Raw genomic sequence first — 19,088 nt, 5'->3', positions numbered from 1 at the left:
AAACAATGGATGCATAAAGGGAGGTGGCTGCCATGAGCCAACATATCGGTATTGTTGAAGATGATCCAAATATCCAAAACATTGTATCCGCCTTTTTAAAAAAAGAGGGATTTCGTGTCTCCATCTTGGATACAGCAGAAGCAGGTATAGAGCTGTGGAAAGATAATCCCCCGGATATGTGGATATTGGATATTATGCTACCAGGAATGGATGGATATGAGTTTTGCAAAAAGGTGAGAAATGAAAGTGATGTACCTATTATAATTATTTCTGCGAAGGATGAGGAAATTGATAAGATACTTGGACTTGAGTTAGGCGGTGATGATTATCTAACAAAGCCATTTAGTCCAAGAGAGCTTGTAGCACGTGTGAAACGCTTATTTAAACGGACAATTCCCGTAGAGTTGGATAAAACAAAACAAGTAAATGTAAGTGTTGGTCCACTAGTTATATATAAGAATGACCGCCGTTTATTTTGGGATGGGCAAGAACAGGAAGTTACAACAAAAGAATTCGATATGATCCTACTATTTGCAGAAAATGTGAACCGGGCATTTTCCAGAGAGGAATTACTAATAAAAGTGTGGGGAGAAGATTATTACGGAAGTGATCGAGCTGTAGATGATCTTGTAAAACGAATTCGAAAAAAAATCGCCGATATGCCACTTGAAACCGTTTGGGGATATGGTTATCGATTGCGATTTGATAAGGACTAGTTTATATGAAACTTCAATATCAGTTAAATATAGCCTTTACAGCTTTGTTATTAATCATTATGGGGGTTACAGGTTTTGTAATCTATTCCTTAATTTTGGATTTATTAATACAAGATGAACAAAGGCAGTTGGAACAAAAAGGAGAAATTCTGGTTAATGTCTTAAATGAAACGTATGGTACTAGATCAGATATCCAGCAATTTAATGACTTCTTACAAGAACAAGATTTACAACTGTTCCTTTATGACCGGAAACAAAATGCCGTCTTATTTTCGACGATGTCTGATCAAGTTGTACATGGTTTTTTCCTGAATAATGATTTTTCTAATACAAATGAAGAACTGTGGGAGTTTGGAAATGATAAATTTGTTACTTCACGAATTCTCTTTTATCCAGAAAACCTAGGATTAGAACTCATCCTTTTAACTCCGTTAAGAGATATTCAAGTTGTTCAGCATAATTTTATTCAGCGTATGTTGATTGTATTTTTAATCGGTTCCGTCGTAACGGTATTACTCAGTTATGTTTTAACAAATAAACTGGTAACCCCACTTTCTCGATTGAAGAGGCAATTGAAAAAAATAGAAAAAAGGAAATTTGATGAAGTAGAGCCTATTAAGGCAACAGGTGAAATTAAGGAAGTCGCACAAAGTGTTTATGATATGGCTAACGAATTACAACGGTATATTAATACCCAGCAAACATTTTTCCAAAATGCGAGTCATGAATTAAAAACCCCTCTAATGACGATTCAAGGGTATGCAGAAGGAATAAAGGAGCATATTTTTGATAAAGCAGACGAAGAAAAAGGGTTAGAGGTAATGGTCAATGAAGTAAATCGATTGAAGAAAATAATTAATGAGATGATTTTACTAGCGAAACTGGAAAGTGAGCAATCGGTATATAATCCGGATATAGTAGATGCGAAAGCATTAATCACTCAAGTTGCAGATAGGGTCCGACCGTTAGTTAACGAAAAAGAATTGCAAATGACCTATAATGTTGACAGTAGAATGGAACTCGTTGTAGATGAAGAGAAAATGTTACGAGCATTGTTAAATCTAAGTATTAATGCTGTTCGTCACGCTACATCACAGGTTCGAATTACTGGTTCAAATGCTATGAAACAAATTGTTATCGAGGACGATGGGGAAGGTATTTCTGAAGAATTAATGCCGCATATTTTTCACCGTTTTGTTAAAGGTAAGAATGGAGAAACAGGCTTGGGATTAGCCATTGCTCGAGCGATTATCGAGCAATCAGGAGGCAAGATTTTTGTGGGTAAATCCGAGCTTGGAGGAGCGAAGTTTACGATTCAGTTAAACGCACAAAATGGAAATAAATAAGACAGGGAATAATGTTTATGATATAATTATATAGTTTGAAGCATTCGTGAAGATAGAGGAGCGTACTTTTATGCAATTAAGAGAAGATATTCGTAATATCGCAATAATCGCCCATGTAGACCATGGAAAAACAACGTTAGTTGACCAAATGTTAAAATATTCGGGAACGTTTCGTGAGAATGAACAGGTGGACGATCGTGCCATGGACTCGGACGATATCGAACGTGAACGTGGAATAACAATTTTAGCTAAAAATACGGCTATTAATTATAATGATACGAGAATCAACATACTAGACACTCCAGGGCATGCCGATTTTGGTGGAGAAGTAGAGCGGATCATGAAAATGGTTGACGGTGTAGCATTAGTAGTTGATGCGTACGAAGGAACAATGCCACAAACTCGTTTTGTGTTGAAAAAAGCATTGGAACAGAAGTTGACCCCAATTGTAATCCTAAATAAAATCGACCGTCCGAATGCGAGACCTACTGAGGTGGTTGATGAGGTATTAGATTTATTTATCGAACTTGGTGCCGATGATGACCAATTGGATTTCCCTGTTGTTTATGCATCTGCATTAAATGGAACTTCAGGTGAAGAGCCTGAACAGCAAGAAGAGACAATGGATCCAGTTTTTAAAACGATCCTTAAACATATCCCTGCTCCAGTAGATACGAGCGAGGAACCACTCCAATTCCAAATCACTCTATTAGATTACAATGATTATGTTGGTCGAGTAGGTATTGGTCGTGTTGTTCGTGGGAAAATTAAGGTAGGACAACAAGTAGTTGTCATGAAAAAAGATGGTACTCAAAAATCTTTCCGTATTAGTAAGTTGTTTGGTTTCTTTGGCCTAAAACGTATGGAAATTGAGGAAGCTGTATCAGGTGATATCGTAGCAATTTCCGGATTAGATGATATAAATGTTGGGGAAACAATTTGCCCACAAGATCATCCAGAGGCATTGCCGATCTTACGTATAGACGAGCCTACGCTACAAATGACGTTTTTAGTAAACAATAGTCCATTTGCAGGTAAAGAAGGTAAATATATCACAGCTCGTAAAATCGAAGAACGCCTAATGAAACAGTTAGAAACAGATGTTAGCTTGCGTGTAGACCCAACAGACTCACCAGATGCATGGACCGTATCTGGACGTGGAGAACTGCACCTTTCCATCTTAATTGAGAATATGCGTAGGGAAGGATACGAACTACAATTATCCAAACCACAAGTAATCATCAAAGAAATTGATGGTGTTCAATGTGAGCCTGTTGAACGTGTTCAAGTAGACGTTCCAGAAGAATATACTGGGGCTATTATGGAATCCCTTGGAGAGCGTAAAGGTGAAATGTTAGATATGGTAAACCAAGGAAATGGACAGGTACGTTTGGAATTTAAAGTCCCATCTCGTGGTTTGATTGGTTATTCTACAGAGTTTATGTCCCAAACTAGGGGATATGGGATCATCAACCATACGTTTGAAGCGTATGAGCCAGTTATTAAAGGTCAAGTAGGTGGACGTCGCCAGGGTGTACTAGTAGCCCTTGAAAATGGAAAAGCTTCAACTTATGGAATTATGCAGTTAGAAGATCGTGGGATTATCTTTGTTGACCCAACAACAGAGGTGTATTCTGGTATGATTGTAGGGGAACATAATCGAGAAAATGATCTAACGGTTAATATAACGAAAGAGAAGCATTTAACCAATGTTCGCTCTGCGACAAAAGATCAAACCTCAACTATTAGAAAAACAAGAAATATGTCTTTAGAAGAAGCGTTACAGTATTTAAACGATGATGAATATTGTGAAGTAACACCTGAATCCATTCGATTACGGAAAAAAATATTAAATAAAAATGAACGTGAAAAAGCGGCTAAACGTACAAAATTAGGTTCATAAAATAGAGAAAAAGCTAAGAGTTAGGATCAATAACTCTTAGCTTTTTTTGTTATGTCTGCTTGCAATCAGGGAAAGATAATTCGTAACTGAAAGACTAAAATAGTTGTGCAAACTTGTATATACAGGTTATACTTAATCGGTTAACATGTATATACAAGTTGACTGAAGAATAAAAAGGAGGCGTTTCATAATGAAGAACGACATGTTAATTTATGCGCCGTTGAGTGGTAATACGATGCCACTAAGTGATGTGCCGGATCCAACATTTGCCGAGAAAATGATGGGAGATGGAATTGCAATTGAACCTACTGAAGGGAAAATTGTTGCCCCGTTTGATGGAGAGGTAGTACAGGTTTTTCCTACGAAGCATGCAATTGGATTAGTTAGTGAATCTGGTCTAGAGCTATTAATTCATATTGGAATTGATACCGTTGCACTAAAGGGAGAAGGCTTTGAAACCCATGCGAAACAAGGGGATAAAGTAAAAGCTGGAGATCTTCTCGTTACATTCGATCTAGAATATATAAAAAATAAAGCTAAAAGTCACATTACCCCAGTGATTGTTACAAATGGGGATAAGTTTGATGAGCTGGAAAAAACAGCTGAAAAAAATGTGACCGCGCTGGACTCCGTACTTCTTGGAACAAAGGAAAAAGAGGAATCTGAGTCAAAAAATAGCGCAAAAGTGAAAACGCAAACAAGTGGGTTAGAATATAGTGAAGAAGCAACTGCCATTGTAGCCGCTGTTGGTGGCGAAGAAAATATAAATGCTGCTACACACTGTGTTACAAGACTTCGGTTTGCATTAGAGGATGAAGATAAAGTTGATGAAGCAGCTTTGGAGAAAATGAATATTGTAAAAGGATCTTTCTCTTCTAGTGGTCAATTTCAAGTCGTTATTGGACAAGGAACCGTTGATAAAGTATACAAAGCAATGATAAATAGTACAGGAGTATCGGAAGCCACCAAGGAAGAAGTGAAAGCTGCAGGTGGGCAAAAGCAAAATGCCTTACAAAGAGGGATTAAAGTTTTAGCTGATATCTTTATTCCTATATTACCAGCAATTGTTACAGCTGGTTTGCTAATGGGGATTAATAACATTTTAGCTAATCCAGGTATATTTGGCAGAGAAGCTCCTGCATTAATTGAAACATATCCTCAATGGGCTGGAATTGCTGATATGATCAATATTATTGCAAACACAGCCTTTACATTCTTACCAGCATTAATTGGTTGGTCTGCTGCAAAACGTTTTGGAGGGCATGAATTATTAGGTGTTGTACTTGGGTTAATCTTAGTTCATCCTGATTTGATGAACGCGTGGGGCTACGGGTCTGCTCTATCAGAAGGTGAAATTCCTACATGGAATCTTTTTGGTTTTGACGTGCAAAAGGTAGGTTATCAAGGACAAGTATTACCTGTGTTAGTTGCAGCATGGGTGTTGGCTAAGATTGAAATTTTTCTTCGCAAACGTGTTATGGATTCACTACAGTTATTGGTTGTTGCCCCGGTGGCATTATTAGTTACAGGATTTCTAGCCTTTATTGTTATTGGTCCTATTACATTTACAATAGGAAATTGGATAACAGAAGGGCTAGTATCTCTATTTGATGCAGCGCCAATTATTGGTGGATTTATCTACGGAGCACTTTATGGACCGTTGGTAATAACTGGAATGCATCACACATTCTTAGCAGTTGATTTGCAATTAATCGGTAGTACTGGAACGACATTCCTATGGCCGATTTTAGCCCTTTCTAATATTGCGCAAGGTTCTGCTGTTTTTGCTATGATGCTTGCAGCTAGAGATGAAAATTTAAAAGGCTTAGCTGGAACTTCAGGTATATCAGCTTGGCTAGGTATTACAGAACCGGCTATGTTTGGAGTTAACCTACGTTATCGCTATCCATTTATTGCTGCCATTATTGGTACGGCTATAGCAGGTGCATTTATTACATTGCAAGGTGTGAAAGCAAATTCAATTGGTGTAGGTGGTATACCAGCTCCATTATCTATTGTTGCTTCTGATTGGATTTCATTTTTAATTGGTATGGCCATCGTAATTGTCGTACCATTTATAACAACATATGTAATTGCACAGCGAAAATTAAAATAGACAAATTTGTGATAGTAGGAGTGAGTGTAATGCGTGAAGCCTGGTGGAAGAAAGCAACAATTTACCAAATTTATCCAAAGAGCTTTAATGATACAACAGGAAACGGTGTAGGGGATATTCAAGGAATTATTGAGAAGTTAGATTATTTAAATGAATTAGGTGTCGACGTCATTTGGTTGACACCTGTTTATAAATCCCCTCAAAAGGATAATGGCTATGATATAAGTGATTATTATTCGATTGAGCCTACTTATGGAACAATGGAAGACTTTCAAGAGCTACTCGATGAAACACATAAACGAGGCATGAAATTAATTATGGATTTAGTGATTAATCACACGTCGACGGAACATGAATGGTTTAAACAAGCCTCTTCATCAAAAACGAATGAATACCGTGACTTTTACATTTGGAAAGACTCCGTTGACGGTGCGGAACCGACTAACTGGGAATCAAAATTCGGTGGTCCTGCATGGGAATATGATAAAAAGACAGGACAGTATTATCTTCATTTGTTTGATGTTACCCAAGCAGATCTTAACTGGGAGAATAAAGAAGTACGGGAAAAAGTAGTTGAGATGATTCGGTTTTGGGCAGAGAAAGGCATTGATGGTTTCCGCCTTGATGTTATTAATTTAATATCGAAAGATCAACGTTTTCCAAATGATGATAGTGGAGACGGAAGAAAGTTTTACACGGATGGTCCACGAGTGCATGAGTATTTACATGAGATTAATCAAGCTGCATTTGAACCATATAATATGATGACTGTAGGGGAAATGTCTTCAACTACATTGGAAAACTGCGTACGTTATACAAATCCAGAACGAAAAGAATTGGATATGACTTTCCAATTTCATCATTTAAAAGTCGACTATCCGAATGGGGACAAATGGACGAAAGCCCCATTTGATTTTGTTGAATTGAAAAAAATCTTATCAGAATGGCAGGTTGGAATGCATGAGGGTGGCGGTTGGAATGCGTTGTTCTGGTGTAACCATGATCAGCCACGTGTTGTTTCAAGGTTTGGGGATGATGCAACATATCATAAAGAATCTGCTAAAATGCTTGCGACAACCATTCACATGATGCAAGGAACCCCTTATATATATCAGGGGGAAGAAATTGGTATGACAAATCCAAATTTCACTTCCATAGAACAATATCGTGATGTAGAATCACTAAATGCGTACAATAAATTGAAACAGCACGGAAAATCAGATCAAGAAATTATTGGTATCCTTCAGCAAAAATCTCGTGATAATGCGCGTACTCCCATGCAATGGTCAGATTACGAAAATGCAGGTTTTACAAATGGAACACCATGGATTGAACCAGCTCCTAATTATGTAGATATAAATGTAGAAAAGGTAACGAAAGAACCGGATTCTATTTTCAATCACTATCAAAAGCTTATCGAGCTGAGGAAAAAGTATGATATTATTACGTATGGGGACTACCAATTGCTATTGGGAGAGGATCCTCAAATCTTCGCATATACACGAAATTGGAAAAACGAAAAATTAGTAGTAATCAATAATTTTTATGAGAAGGAAGCATCGTTTCGGTTTGCACATAATAAGGAAGGCAAAAACAAGCTTTTATTATCGAATTACGATGATTCTCCAATTGAACTAGCTGATATGGTGTTAAGGCCATATGAATCCGTTGTGTATTATGTGAAATAACGAGGTAAAAACATGCAGAAGAAATATTTAACCATTTATGATGACTTGGTTGACAAAATAAAAGCAGGTATTTGGCCTGTTAATACGTTGCTTCCATCGGAGAACGATTTAACCAATCGATATGAAACATCACGAGAAACCATTCGTAAAGCATTAAACTTATTATCACAAAATGGTTATATACAAAAGGTAAGGGGAAAGGGATCTATTGTCCTTGATGCGCACAAGTTCTCTTTTCCAGTATCAGGAATTGTAAGTTACAAAGAGTTAACAAAGCAATTAAATATAACAAGCAACACCATTGTTCAAGAGTTAAGTTACATGGAAACCCCAAGTGCCTTACAAGAACTAGTTAATATTGAGGGAAACGTGTGGAGGGCTGTTCGCATCCGAGAAATTGATGGTGAAAAAATCATCTTAGATAAGGATTATTTCAGTGAAATGCATGTACCATTCCCAACAAAAGAAATATGTGAGGATTCCATTTATCAATACATTGAAGAAGAACTAGGATTAACGATAGGATTTGCACAAAAGGAAATTGTGGTGGAAGAGCCTACCAAAGAAGACTACGAATTGTTAAGCCTAGAAGGCTTCTCCAATATTGTAGTAATTAAAAGCCATGTGTATTTAGATGATACTAGTTTATTTCAATACACCGAGTCTAGACATCGTCCGGATAAGTTCCGTTTTATCGATTTTGCAAGAAGAATATAAGTAATACATTTTTCTTGGGGGTATTTATATGTTTTTTAAACGGCTCGGATTTTTATTTAAATTTCGCAAATCAATTCCTTTTTTAAAAGATTTCTTCTTAGCTAGAGATGTAAATCTCTTGAAGAAGATGTTATTTATTTTATTGATTATCGGTTATATTATCATTCCTTTTGATGTCATCCCAGACTTTATCCTTGGCCTTGGAATCGTTGATGATCTTACGATTGCTCTATTTCTCCTACAACTAATGGTGAAAATGGCACCTCAGTGGCTAAAGGATAAATATGATTTTTAATAGAGACAGATTGAAAAGACAAAACAAAAAAACTCTAGGAATAAACTATTTCCTAGAGTTTTTCTCGTTATCTTTGTCTGGTATATATTTTGTGAAATACGCTGCGAAAATTAGACAGATTAACGTCAATAACCAGGTTACTGCTCCGGTCCACTGTAAATCAATTGGCAATCCAATTATTAGGATAATCGCACCTAACAATAGGAAAATTGCCGTCAAATATCTTTTCATTTATGAACACCTCGTAGGTTGTTGTCTGCAAATTCCACTTTAGTTATATCACAAAAGGCTTATGATTGATAGTAAGTAGAAATAAGAAAGGATATAAAGAAAATCTATTCCTCTATAATCGTCTTCGGTTTACGGACCAGACACATAATTCCAGCGATCAGATAAAGTATTCCGGCAAAGATACCACCGCCGAATGTGATGATTGCAAAAATAATTGAAGTTGCTATAAAGATAATTCCTGCAACTTTTGGATTTTTATTTCCTTTTAGGAGTACCATAGCAACGATACCTAAAACAATGGCTATAATGGATGATACAAGAAGGAAAGTACCTCCTGTTCCCATTGTATCAATAAGTTCGTTTGCTGAAATGCCTAAGTCTTCTGGGCTTTCGTCTAGAGCTTGCTGTACAAGATCTGGATTGTTGCGTAACCACATCGCTGCACCACCAATAAAGGCTAGGATTCCATAAAACAGAGCACCGATAATCCCTAAAATAATCTCACCAGTTCTTTTCATTAGAATACACCTCCTAATTTGTATATATTCTATTGAGAATGAATTCATTATTGTATAACGATGAATCCCCCTACTAAAATAGTAACATTTTTTGATCCTTTAATATATTTTTTTAAAGCGTTATAATAAAGAAAATGAATTTTCTAAAAATGGGGTGGAAACTGTGCGTGAAGTTGTAATTGTAGAAGGGTGTCGTACGGCGGTTGGGAGAAGGAAAGGTTATTTTTCACAATACCGAGCAGATGAATTAGCTGCTGTTGTTTTGCGTGAAATTGTGGATCGTTCAGGTATAAGTAAAGAATTAGTAGAAGATGTTATTTTAGGTTGTGTAACACAAGTGAATGAACAAGGGGGGAATATTGCAAGGACGGCCGCTCTTATTGCTGGATTTCCAACGTACGTCCCTGGAGTCACCATTGACCGACAATGCGGATCTAGTCAACAAGCTATCCATTTTGCAGCACAAGCAATAGCATCAGGCGATATGGAAACTGTGATAGCAGGAGGTGTAGAAAGTATGACACGTTCCCCAATGTTTTCAAATATGGGGAACACGAAGCCTAGTCCGAAGCTTACGGAAAAATATGATATTGTGAATCAGGGCATCTCTGCAGAAAAAATTGCAGAAAAGTGGGAGTTCACAAGAGATGAATTAGATACTTATTCATTACATAGTCATAAAAAGGCATTAGCAGCTATGAAACAAGGTCATTTTGAAAAAGAAATTGTTCCTGTTTCTGTGGAAGGTCAAAAAGGGGAATATTACCTCGCTAAAATAGATGAGGGACCACGAGAGGAGACTTCGATGGAGGCGTTACAAGGGTTGAAGGCAGTCTTTCAGGAAGGTGGAAAGATTACTGCTGGAAATTCAAGTCAAATGAGTGATGGAGCAAGTGCCGTTCTCTTAATGTCTAAGGCGAAAGCAGATGAATTAGGACTTAAACCGAAAGCTAGAATAATAGCGCGAGCTGTCGTTGGATCAGATCCCACCTTAATGCTTACAGGACCAATTGAAGCAACGAAAAAGGTATTAGAAAAAGCAAACTTAACAATTGAGGATATGGACCGTTATGAGGTGAATGAGGCCTTTGCATCAGTCCCTTTAGCATGGCTCCGAGATATCGAAGCGGATCCAGAAAAATTAAATGTTAACGGTGGTGCGATTGCACTTGGTCATCCCCTAGGAGCAACAGGGACGAAGCTTATGACCACATTACTTCATGAATTAGATCGAATAGAAGGCCGCTATGGATTATTAGCCATTTGTGAAGGAATGGGAATGGCTAACGCAACCATTATTGAGCGCATTCGTTAAGTGAAAATATGGCGCTGTTTTATTTAGAAATATGCGGATAATGGATATAATGTGTCATAACTTTATGTTGGTTATTACTAATTTTTCGCTTATTAACGGTATAAAAAACGCTACGACAGAATACTTTGCTTTCCGCGGATTGCCTGAGCCATTATTTAAAGGAATGAGGTTCCACTTCGTCATTGACGAGGATCGTGGTTCCGCTAAATCACAAAATACCTCCCAAACTAGGTGTATGAGGATCCTCGTTCCTCTATTAGCCATAATTCAGTGTAAATTATACTAAATATAGGTGAATAAAGGAATGAGGAACCAAAACCATTTTCCAAATGAATGATATCAGCCATTTAGCGGAATGAGGTTCCACTTCATAATTGATGAGGAGCGGTCTTCTACTATTTGGCCGCAATAATGGATAGATGGATCTTGCTATTTTCTCATTGACGGTTTAATTTTGCCTATCAACTTAATATTTGAATGCCAATTTTTTAGTTATTTCGCATAATACATCTACCGTTCAATATTATATATGCAATAAAAAGTATTGGGGGAAAGTTTGCTTGCTAAGAAATAAGTTGATTTCTATATGATTAGTTTCTTGATAATAAAATGAATATAAATAACTATTAACCAAATAGAAAATCGAATAGCTAATCCCGCTAAAATAATTGTCGATTGATGTGGTATGATAAAGACAAGAGAATTAAAGGAGCGGCTATTTATGAAATGGGGTAAATTAGTAATATTTTTGTGCATGAGTATCTTACTAGCAGCTTGCACATGGACCAACGGAAGCAATTCAGAGCAACAACGCGAGGGGATAAATCATTCCCTAAAAAAGCTTGAAATTAGTGATAGCAAACAAGCATTGAATTTCAAGCAAGAGATAACTATTTCAGCAATTGGAGATTTGTTAATTCATCGACCGGTATACAATGATGCTAAAGTGGAAGGTGGATATGATTTTACACCAATGCTGAAGCGGGTAAAGCCGTATTTGAATCATTCAACAATTTCAATTGCCAATCAAGAAACAATGATTGGAGGCGAAAAATTAGGTTTGTCATCCTATCCTCAATTTAATAGTCCTACTGAAGTAGGGGATGCATTAAAGTGGGCTGGAGTAAATGTAGTTTCCTTGGCTAATAACCATACATTAGATCGTGGAGAAGAAGCGATTCAGCGGGCTATTGAACACTGGGAACAAATTGATATGATGTATACTGGTGCCTACAAAGATGAAAAGGACCGCGAAAACATACGAGTCATGGAAACGGATGAAGGTATATCTGTAGCATTTTTATCCTATACATATGGAACCAATGGAATCCCAGTTCCAGTTGGGAAAGATTATTTAGTAAATATAATTGACCGTGAATTAATTGCGATGGAGATAGCGGAAGCAAAGGATAAAGCAGATGTTGTGGTACTAAGTCTTCATTTTGGAAATGAATACGAACGAATGCCGAGTCAAGAACAGAAGGATCTTGTACAGTTTGCAGCTGACCAAGGAGTCCATGTTGTCTTAGGGCATCATCCACATGTATTGCAGCCATTGGAAAGGGTCACCGGAGAAAATGGGAATGAAACACTTGTGGCTTATTCATTAGGTAATTTTTTATCTGGCCAAGATGAATTTTATCGTCGAATAGGGGCGTTTTGTCTTTCTCTGTTTCAAAGACTGTAAAGCAAGGGGAGAAAGTTATTGACGTACATACACCACAATTTGTACCCACCTATGTAAAATATAATAACAATAGAGACTTCGAAGTAATTCCGATGCATCAATTAACGGAAGAAGATTTAGCCAATGCAACAAAACACTATCAAGAAATCAAGGATCATATGTCAAGGTGGTTACCAGAATTAGAGTTTTTGGAAAAGTACTAGACAAGGTGCTCATTAGATGAGCACCTTGTCTAGTTGGTATAGCCGTATTTTCTACCGATTGGAATTGTTATGATATAAATAACTACGCCGAGAACTCCCAAGCCTATAACAGGTACTGATATTTTTGGTCCGATGGATGGAATTAATTTTGGAATGAGATAAAAAAGACCAAAATAAAGTGAACAAAACAGCCATAGCTGTACAAATTCTATCCATTTCTTTTTCTTGGAAAATGACGTCATTTGTATCCACTTTAGTGCGATTTTGATAAATAGAAATAACAAAGCTAGGTAAAGGGCAATTATAAGAGTCCCTGATAGAGGTGTAAAGGTAAATTCACCTGATCCTATTTCAAAGAAGTTTGATAAAGCAAAGCCTAAAACCCCAGTAACCCCGCTAATTATAGCTAAATATTTTAGGGCAATATAAATTCCGAAGCCTAATTTCTTCTTTTTCTTTTCTCCAGGGATTTCTTTAATAATGTCATCACAATATGCCTTGAAATCACTTCCAAATATTTCTTCTGCTGATTTCCCTTCTTTTTGTGCGTCGAGCAAATGCTCTAATAATTCGAGAAGTACTTCTTCGGTTTGTTGTTCGGATTTGTTGGATCCAGCCCGAATGTATATTAGCATTTCTTCATATATTTTCTGATTGTGTTCTGTTAATTCTTCACGTTTCTTATTATTCCATTCAATAATCTCTTTAGGTTCCAAACTACATTTCTCCTTTTTCAATAATCCTGTCTACTGGTGGTTTAATCGAATTCCATTGTTGAATAAACTCATTTAAGGCTTTTGTTCCAGCATCCGTTAACTGATAATATTTTCGTTTCGGTCCAGAAGGAGACTTTTTAAGCGTACCAACCACCAGTTTTTCTTTTTGTAAGCGGAGTAAGATGGGATAAATAGATCCCTCGCTTACGTCCGTTAATCCATGTTCCTGTAGACGTAGAGACAGCTCATATCCATATGTTGGTTGTTGATTAATGAGACTTAAAATACAACCTTCTAAAGTCCCCTTCAGTAATTGACTTCGCAATGACACATAAATAACCTACCTTGTTATACAATATACTTGCGTAAAGAAACAACTACCTTGCAATGCAAAATAGCTTACGTTTATTATAAAACTTTTTCTATAAAATGCAAGTGTTTTTTGATAATATATAAAGTATTAGTGATTGGGACAAAGGAGACAGGATGCATGGAATGGAAAAATATCTACCGTGGTATGATGATGGGGGCAAGCGATGTTATTCCTGGTGTTAGTGGTGGAACAATAGCTGTATTACTAGGGATATACGATCGTCTCATTGCTGCTATAAACGGCTTAATGAGTAAAGAATGGAGAAAACATTTAGGATTTTTAATTCCCTTAGGATTAGGAGTAATTATAGCCGTATTTTCATTAGCCAAGTTGATTGAATGGTTATTTGATTATTATCCAGGACCAACTCAATTTTTCTTTTTAGGATTAATTATTGGTATTCTTCCTAACCTGTTTCATCAAGCGGATGCAAAAACTAAATTTAAGCTCCAACACATAGGATTGGTTTTATTGGGGGCTTTGCTAGTTAGTTCCATGGTTTTCTTGCAAGAAGCGGATGAAACAGTTATTGAGACAATTTCTATTTCGACATATATTCTGCTGTTTTTCTCTGGGTTTATTGCAAGTGCCGCGATGATATTACCGGGAATTAGTGGATCCTTTATATTAATGGTTATCGGTGTTTACTATACGATTATTGGAGCAATTAGTAATTTACAATTTGATATTATTGCTGTAGTAGGTGTTGGAATCGTTATTGGTATTGTTTCTATGAGTAAGATTATCAATTATTTTTTAACTTACTTTCACACAGGAACGTTTGCAGTTATTATAGGACTTGTAATTGGTTCTATCCTTGTCGTGTTTCCAGGCTGGCCAGAAAGTGTGGGATTAGGGACTTTAAGTGTTGTTACGTTTGCAGTTGGTCTCCTGGTAGCATATATTCTGGGCAGAGTGGAATACAAAGAATAAGCATACTATAAGACAAACAGTTTTAAAATCGTTACAATAGGCATAAACCTAGTGAAGGGAGTAATCGTAATGGAACATATACAAACAGAGGAACAATTTAATGAAGTAATCGCAAGCAATGAACCTGTAATTGTAAAATTCTTTGCCGATTGGTGTCCAGATTGTAAGCGTATGGATATGTTTATAGATGGGATTCTAGAGGAGTTTAATAATTATAAATGGTATGAAGTGAATAGTGATGAAATTGAGGGGATTGCTCAAAAGTATGAAGTGATGGGGATTCCTAGTATTTTAATCTTCCAAAACGGAGAGAAAAAAGCTCATCAACACAGTGCCTATACCAAAACACCTGAGTCTGTTACGGAATTTCTGCATCAACAACTTGGATAAAGCTTTGTTAAAAAAAACACTCTCCGATCGGAGAGTGTTTTTCTTTAGACTAAATCAAACGTAAAGTTATTCTTTTCATTAAAAATAATCGTTGAGTTTTGTAATGCAAATTGTTTTTTTAGTAAACGCTTAGGCTTCAGTTGATATATATGTTCAAATTTTTCTCTATCTATGCCACCGTAATTGATCTTCATAATAGCCTGTGGATTTGATAAGCTATCTACACTAGGCCCTTTAGAACCTATGCTAGAACCCCATTCAATTAAAAAAGGTAGCATTTCTCTCGTATAATCATAGGATGGAAATAACATTCTCCAAGTTAGGTTCGTACCATCTGGTCGTTCCCTCTGACCGAAAAAGGGACCTTTAAACGGAATATTTTTTGCATTAAAATGATCTATATAATGATCCATTTCATTGGTTCGTAACGCAAATTGAAATGGACCGACGATTTGCTTATCTAAATTGTGTACTAAATGTTGAATAAGTGGGTTATTGCTCGTATTTGCTTTTTCATAATCTTGGATACCTAGCCACTCAATATAACTTTCATTGGAAAAATACGCCAAATAGTTATACGTTCCCCACTCTTCATGTTCTCCGCCTTTAATGGCTTTGATTGCAAATTTGCGACCATATTTTGTACTAGACTCTTCAATGTTTTCTCCTGCAAGAACGATGTGATCTAGTGCTAGCATTATTTCACTCCTTTCATGGTTCACCGATTGATATATACTATTATCTACTTTTTGACATCATATTTGCAAAATGTTTGATTATGTATTTAATTTTAATTACATTTTACAGAAAATTTGTTATATTACAAGGGTAGATAAGGGGGGAGGGAAAGGCATGGAACAACCTTCAATATTAATTGTCGAGGATGAAACCAAATTAAGTAGAGTATTAGAATTGGAACTGCAATATGAAAGTTATCAAACAAAAGTTGCTCCAGATGGAGTGGAGGCTTTACGGTTAATACAAGAAAGGCAATGGGATTTGGTGTTATTGGATATCATGTTACCGAAGTTAAGTGGCTTGGAGTTATTGCGACGTGTTAGGAAGAAAGACGACATAACACCAATCATCCTATTAACAGCGAGGGATCAAGTTCATGATAAAGTAAGTGGACTAGATTTAGGTGCAAATGATTATGTCACAAAACCATTTCAGCTGGAGGAATTACTTGCCCGTATTCGTGTACACCTACGTAAGCCTTCCCAAAATAATAACGAAGATCACCTCTCCATAGGAGATCTCTACCTAGATTTGAACACGCGTGAAGTCAGAAGAGGAAACAAATCAATTGACTTAACCCCTCGTGAATACGATTTATTAGTTTGCCTACTAAGGAATAAAAACATTGTTCTAACGAGGGACAGGTTAATCGAAGTTGTATGGGGCTATGATTATAGTGGGGAAACAAATGTTGTGGATGTCTATGTCCGCTATCTACGGCAAAAAGTAGATAAGGGCTTTGATAAAGCATATATTCAAACGGTACGTGGAGTTGGGTACACAATAAAGGATAAGGGAAAATGAGGTTACACACTAAGATACAGTTGTTTTCCAGCTTATTTATGCTTGTATTAATAGTAATAATAAATAGCTCCATTTACTATTTGTTTAATAAACTTTCAATAGAAAGTGAGTTAGAAGAGTTAGAGACGCAAACGACATCAATTGTTGAGTCCTTAAATGCTAACCCCGATATAGATGGTAATGAGTTACTAAAAGCTTACCTGCCAACCGATGGAATGATTCGTATCATTCCAAAAGAAGGAGATATGTTTGTCCATTCAAAAGATAAGGATTACTTTAATCTCCCCGGAGAATTTTTAGCGAAAGAAACACATTCAACGATCTCCTATGGGGGAGCTTTGTATGCTACCATTTCTAGACCAATTATTTGGAGTGATGGGCGAATTGTAACACTACAGATTTATAAACAACTAAAAACGCACTCCGAGAACATGCAAGTACTATTGTATGTGCTCGGAATTGCTTCCCTTATAATTTTAGTTCCAACGATTATTGCGGGTAATGTATTAAGTCGCTTTTTATTAAAACCAATTAAAGAACTAATATATACGATGAATGCAAACACGAAACATACAAATTGGGAGAAACTCAACGTAAGAGATCGTTCAAAAGATGAGATATATGAGTTAGAAAAAGCATATAATGACATGATTGAACAGCTTAGAGAAAGTTATGAGAAACAAGAAATATTTGTTTCCGATGCTTCTCATGAACTTAAGACACCTATTTCAATTATTAAAAGTTATGCTCAACTTGTGGATAAACGTGGACAAGAAAATCCTGAAATTATAAAGGAATCTGTTGAAGCCATTAACTCTGAAGCAGACCGTATGCATAAGCTAGTGGAGCAAATGTTGGTACTAGCAAAAAACAAAGAAGTACCTCGCGAAGAGCGTGTTAATATAATCGACCTATGTAAAGAAACAGTTGAAGCTTTTAAAAAAGTTTATGACAGAAGGATAACACTAGAAAATTCTGAGCAAGAATTACATGTGGTCGGAAATGAGGCCCAACTTCAACAAGTTATTTATATAGTATTAGATAATGCTTTAAAATATAGCGAGCAAGAAGTACACCTTAAAGTACATTGCGATCGAAATAAAGTAGCCGTATCAATAATGGATTATGGTAATGGTATTTTAGAAAGTGACCAATCGCTAATTTTTGAGAGGTTTTATCGTGTGGACAAAGCCAGAAGCAGGAATACAGGAGGCACTGGACTGGGTTTGGCAATTGCTAAAGTAATAATAAATGCTCATAATGGAGAGCTGAAGGTTGAAAGTAAGTTAGGAGAAGGGTCAACGTTTACCTTTATGCTACCACTTTCCTAAGTTTTTCTGAATGTAAAAGGAAGAGGAAGCCCCACTTGGGGAAGTGCAAGTAATCAGGAAGTATAGGTGGGGATGGAAGAAAGCCTCCAATGATTAAAGATTGCTTTATTCTATTCTAATGAAATTCTAATCTTACTCACATTATTCTTTCATTTCTCGAGGATAGAATGTAAGTGACATTAAAACAAGGAGGAAAAAAGGTGAAGAAAAAGTTATTAATCTTAGTTGGTGCTTTAACGCTAGTTATTGTATTAGGATTTGGAATCTTTCATTCCAACGCTGCTAATGCTGACCCGTCTTTGACTCATGAGGATATTCGTCTAATGGTAAAGGCTCAATACCCTGGAACGATTACAGAAATTGAATTAGAAAAGGATCAAAACAAGGCCGTATATGAAGTGGAAGTGGAAAACAATGATAAAAAGTACGAGATCAAGTTTGATGGCAATAGTGGTGAAGTGCTGAAATTAGAAGAGAAGGTGTTTATGGCAAAAGGGGAGAAGGAATTTGAAGCAGAAGTTGAAGGGAATGTAAGTTCAGATGATGAAAATTCCGGGAATATGTCCGAAGCGGAAAACAGTGAGGATGGAAACAATAACAATACAAAAAGTAATGCTGACCCAGAGACTAATGAATCCGAGGATGACGATTCGTCTACAGACCAAAATCAGGTAACCCAAAATGAAAAGGAAAACAATTCTCACGAAACGAAAAAAAGTAAAGAAAGTAAAGCGGAAACTACTAACAAAGCGAAAATAGATATTGAAACTGCAAAAAGCATTGCTTTAGGAGAATTCCCTGGTACAGTTACAGAAGTTGAACTAGATGAAGATGATGGTCGTTTGCTTTATGAAATTGAAATTGAAACCTTAACCGGTGAAGCGGACTTTGAGATTGATGCGTATACCGGTGAAATTCTTGTTATATCCATCGACCATGACGACGATGATTAATGGAACAATACCAATTGCGCATAACGTATATAATGCGTCATAACTTTAGGTTGAGTTTATTTCAGCATCACCGACGTGATTTCCGATCCGGGCAGTCGCTTTCCGCGGGCACGGC

The 19,088-nt window shown here is 36.6% G+C and carries 20 protein-coding genes; 15 read left to right on the top strand and 5 right to left on the bottom strand.

Annotated features, from left to right (window positions below; all coding sequences use genetic code 11):
* Positions 1–32: 32 nt before the first annotated feature.
* The 7 genes from BMX40_RS05710 (at position 33) to BMX40_RS05680 (ending at position 8,781) form a co-directional block, all read left to right on the top strand.
* The gene (locus tag BMX40_RS05710) at positions 33–716 is read left to right on the top strand and encodes a response regulator transcription factor (protein WP_090867752.1); all 684 of its coding nucleotides are present in this window, start codon (positions 33–35) and stop codon (positions 714–716) included.
* Positions 717–721: 5 nt separating this feature from the next.
* Entirely contained in the window at positions 722–2,062 is a 1,341-nt protein-coding gene (locus BMX40_RS05705) for a sensor histidine kinase (protein ID WP_090867751.1), read from the top strand.
* Positions 2,063–2,132: 70 nt separating this feature from the next.
* Positions 2,133–3,965 carry a translational GTPase TypA gene (typA, locus tag BMX40_RS05700; protein ID WP_090867749.1) on the top strand — a complete coding sequence of 611 codons (1,833 nt, stop codon included), beginning with the start codon at positions 2,133–2,135 and terminating at the stop codon, positions 3,963–3,965.
* A gap of 190 nt (positions 3,966–4,155) precedes the next feature.
* Positions 4,156–6,081: a PTS system trehalose-specific EIIBC component gene (gene treP, locus BMX40_RS05695; protein ID WP_090867747.1), complete on the top strand. Its 1,926-nt coding sequence runs from the start codon at positions 4,156–4,158 to the stop codon at positions 6,079–6,081.
* A 29-nt stretch (positions 6,082–6,110) separates the two neighbouring features.
* Positions 6,111–7,769 carry an alpha,alpha-phosphotrehalase gene (treC, locus tag BMX40_RS05690; protein WP_090867745.1) on the top strand — a complete coding sequence of 553 codons (1,659 nt, stop codon included), beginning with the start codon at positions 6,111–6,113 and terminating at the stop codon, positions 7,767–7,769.
* A 12-nt stretch (positions 7,770–7,781) separates the two neighbouring features.
* Positions 7,782–8,486 carry a trehalose operon repressor gene (gene treR / locus BMX40_RS05685; RefSeq protein ID WP_090867743.1) on the top strand — a complete coding sequence of 235 codons (705 nt, stop codon included), beginning with the start codon at positions 7,782–7,784 and terminating at the stop codon, positions 8,484–8,486.
* A gap of 28 nt (positions 8,487–8,514) precedes the next feature.
* Complete coding sequence (locus BMX40_RS05680) at positions 8,515–8,781, top strand: DUF1232 domain-containing protein (protein WP_090867741.1); 267 nt, start codon at positions 8,515–8,517, stop codon at positions 8,779–8,781.
* Positions 8,782–8,826: 45 nt separating this feature from the next.
* Here BMX40_RS05680 and BMX40_RS05675 read toward each other — a convergent pair whose 3' ends face one another.
* Together BMX40_RS05675 and BMX40_RS05670 are read right to left on the bottom strand one after the other, a co-directional pair.
* On the bottom strand, positions 8,827–9,012 hold the full coding sequence (locus BMX40_RS05675; RefSeq protein ID WP_090867739.1) for a hypothetical protein: 186 nt from the start codon (positions 9,010–9,012) through the stop codon (positions 8,827–8,829).
* Positions 9,013–9,116: 104 nt separating this feature from the next.
* A complete protein-coding gene (locus tag BMX40_RS05670) occupies positions 9,117–9,530 on the bottom strand; it encodes a DUF4064 domain-containing protein (RefSeq protein WP_090867737.1) in 414 nt (137 codons plus the stop codon).
* A 163-nt stretch (positions 9,531–9,693) separates the two neighbouring features.
* Between BMX40_RS05670 and BMX40_RS05665 the strand changes: the two genes are divergently transcribed.
* The 3 genes from BMX40_RS05665 (at position 9,694) to BMX40_RS20630 (ending at position 12,735) form a co-directional block, all read left to right on the top strand.
* Positions 9,694–10,845: a thiolase family protein gene (locus BMX40_RS05665; protein ID WP_090867735.1), complete on the top strand. Its 1,152-nt coding sequence runs from the start codon at positions 9,694–9,696 to the stop codon at positions 10,843–10,845.
* 721 nt (positions 10,846–11,566) lie between these two features.
* On the top strand, positions 11,567–12,532 hold the full coding sequence (locus BMX40_RS05660; protein WP_244513378.1) for a CapA family protein: 966 nt from the start codon (positions 11,567–11,569) through the stop codon (positions 12,530–12,532).
* Positions 12,505–12,735: a hypothetical protein gene (locus BMX40_RS20630; RefSeq protein WP_244513377.1), complete on the top strand. Its 231-nt coding sequence runs from the start codon at positions 12,505–12,507 to the stop codon at positions 12,733–12,735. The genes BMX40_RS05660 and BMX40_RS20630 overlap by 28 nt, the downstream gene beginning before the upstream one ends.
* A gap of 29 nt (positions 12,736–12,764) precedes the next feature.
* On the opposite strand, the gene BMX40_RS05655 is transcribed toward BMX40_RS20630, so the two are convergent.
* Together BMX40_RS05655 and BMX40_RS05650 are read right to left on the bottom strand one after the other, a co-directional pair.
* Complete coding sequence (locus tag BMX40_RS05655; RefSeq protein ID WP_090867733.1) at positions 12,765–13,451, bottom strand: DUF1129 family protein; 687 nt, start codon at positions 13,449–13,451, stop codon at positions 12,765–12,767.
* Between the two features lies 1 nt (position 13,452).
* A complete protein-coding gene (locus tag BMX40_RS05650; protein WP_090867732.1) occupies positions 13,453–13,782 on the bottom strand; it encodes a PadR family transcriptional regulator in 330 nt (109 codons plus the stop codon).
* Between the two features lie 159 nt (positions 13,783–13,941).
* Here BMX40_RS05650 and BMX40_RS05645 point away from each other — a divergent pair, with 159 nt between their 5' ends.
* Positions 13,942–14,757 carry a DUF368 domain-containing protein gene (locus BMX40_RS05645; RefSeq protein ID WP_090867729.1) on the top strand — a complete coding sequence of 272 codons (816 nt, stop codon included), beginning with the start codon at positions 13,942–13,944 and terminating at the stop codon, positions 14,755–14,757.
* Positions 14,758–14,826: 69 nt separating this feature from the next.
* Entirely contained in the window at positions 14,827–15,147 is a 321-nt protein-coding gene (locus BMX40_RS05640; protein ID WP_090867727.1) for a thioredoxin family protein, read from the top strand.
* A gap of 44 nt (positions 15,148–15,191) precedes the next feature.
* Here the strand turns inward: BMX40_RS05640 and BMX40_RS05635 are convergent, their stop codons facing one another.
* Positions 15,192–15,845 carry a VOC family protein gene (locus BMX40_RS05635; RefSeq protein WP_090867725.1) on the bottom strand — a complete coding sequence of 218 codons (654 nt, stop codon included), beginning with the start codon at positions 15,843–15,845 and terminating at the stop codon, positions 15,192–15,194.
* A gap of 154 nt (positions 15,846–15,999) precedes the next feature.
* On the opposite strand from BMX40_RS05635, the gene BMX40_RS05630 reads away from it, so the two are divergent.
* From BMX40_RS05630 to BMX40_RS05620, 3 genes are all read left to right on the top strand, one after another.
* Positions 16,000–16,689: a response regulator transcription factor gene (locus tag BMX40_RS05630; protein ID WP_090867722.1), complete on the top strand. Its 690-nt coding sequence runs from the start codon at positions 16,000–16,002 to the stop codon at positions 16,687–16,689.
* Positions 16,686–18,020 (top strand): sensor histidine kinase, encoded by a 1,335-nt coding sequence (locus BMX40_RS05625; RefSeq protein WP_090867720.1) that lies wholly within the window; start codon positions 16,686–16,688, stop codon positions 18,018–18,020. The genes BMX40_RS05630 and BMX40_RS05625 overlap by 4 nt, the downstream gene beginning before the upstream one ends.
* A gap of 200 nt (positions 18,021–18,220) precedes the next feature.
* Entirely contained in the window at positions 18,221–18,973 is a 753-nt protein-coding gene (locus BMX40_RS05620; protein ID WP_090867718.1) for a PepSY domain-containing protein, read from the top strand.
* Positions 18,974–19,088 lie beyond the last annotated feature (115 nt).

The sequence above is a fragment of the Oceanobacillus limi genome, assembly GCF_900111445.1.
GTDB classification, from domain to species: domain Bacteria; phylum Bacillota; class Bacilli; order Bacillales; family Amphibacillaceae; genus Ornithinibacillus; species Ornithinibacillus limi.
This window is presented reverse-complemented; position numbering and strand designations above follow the sequence as displayed.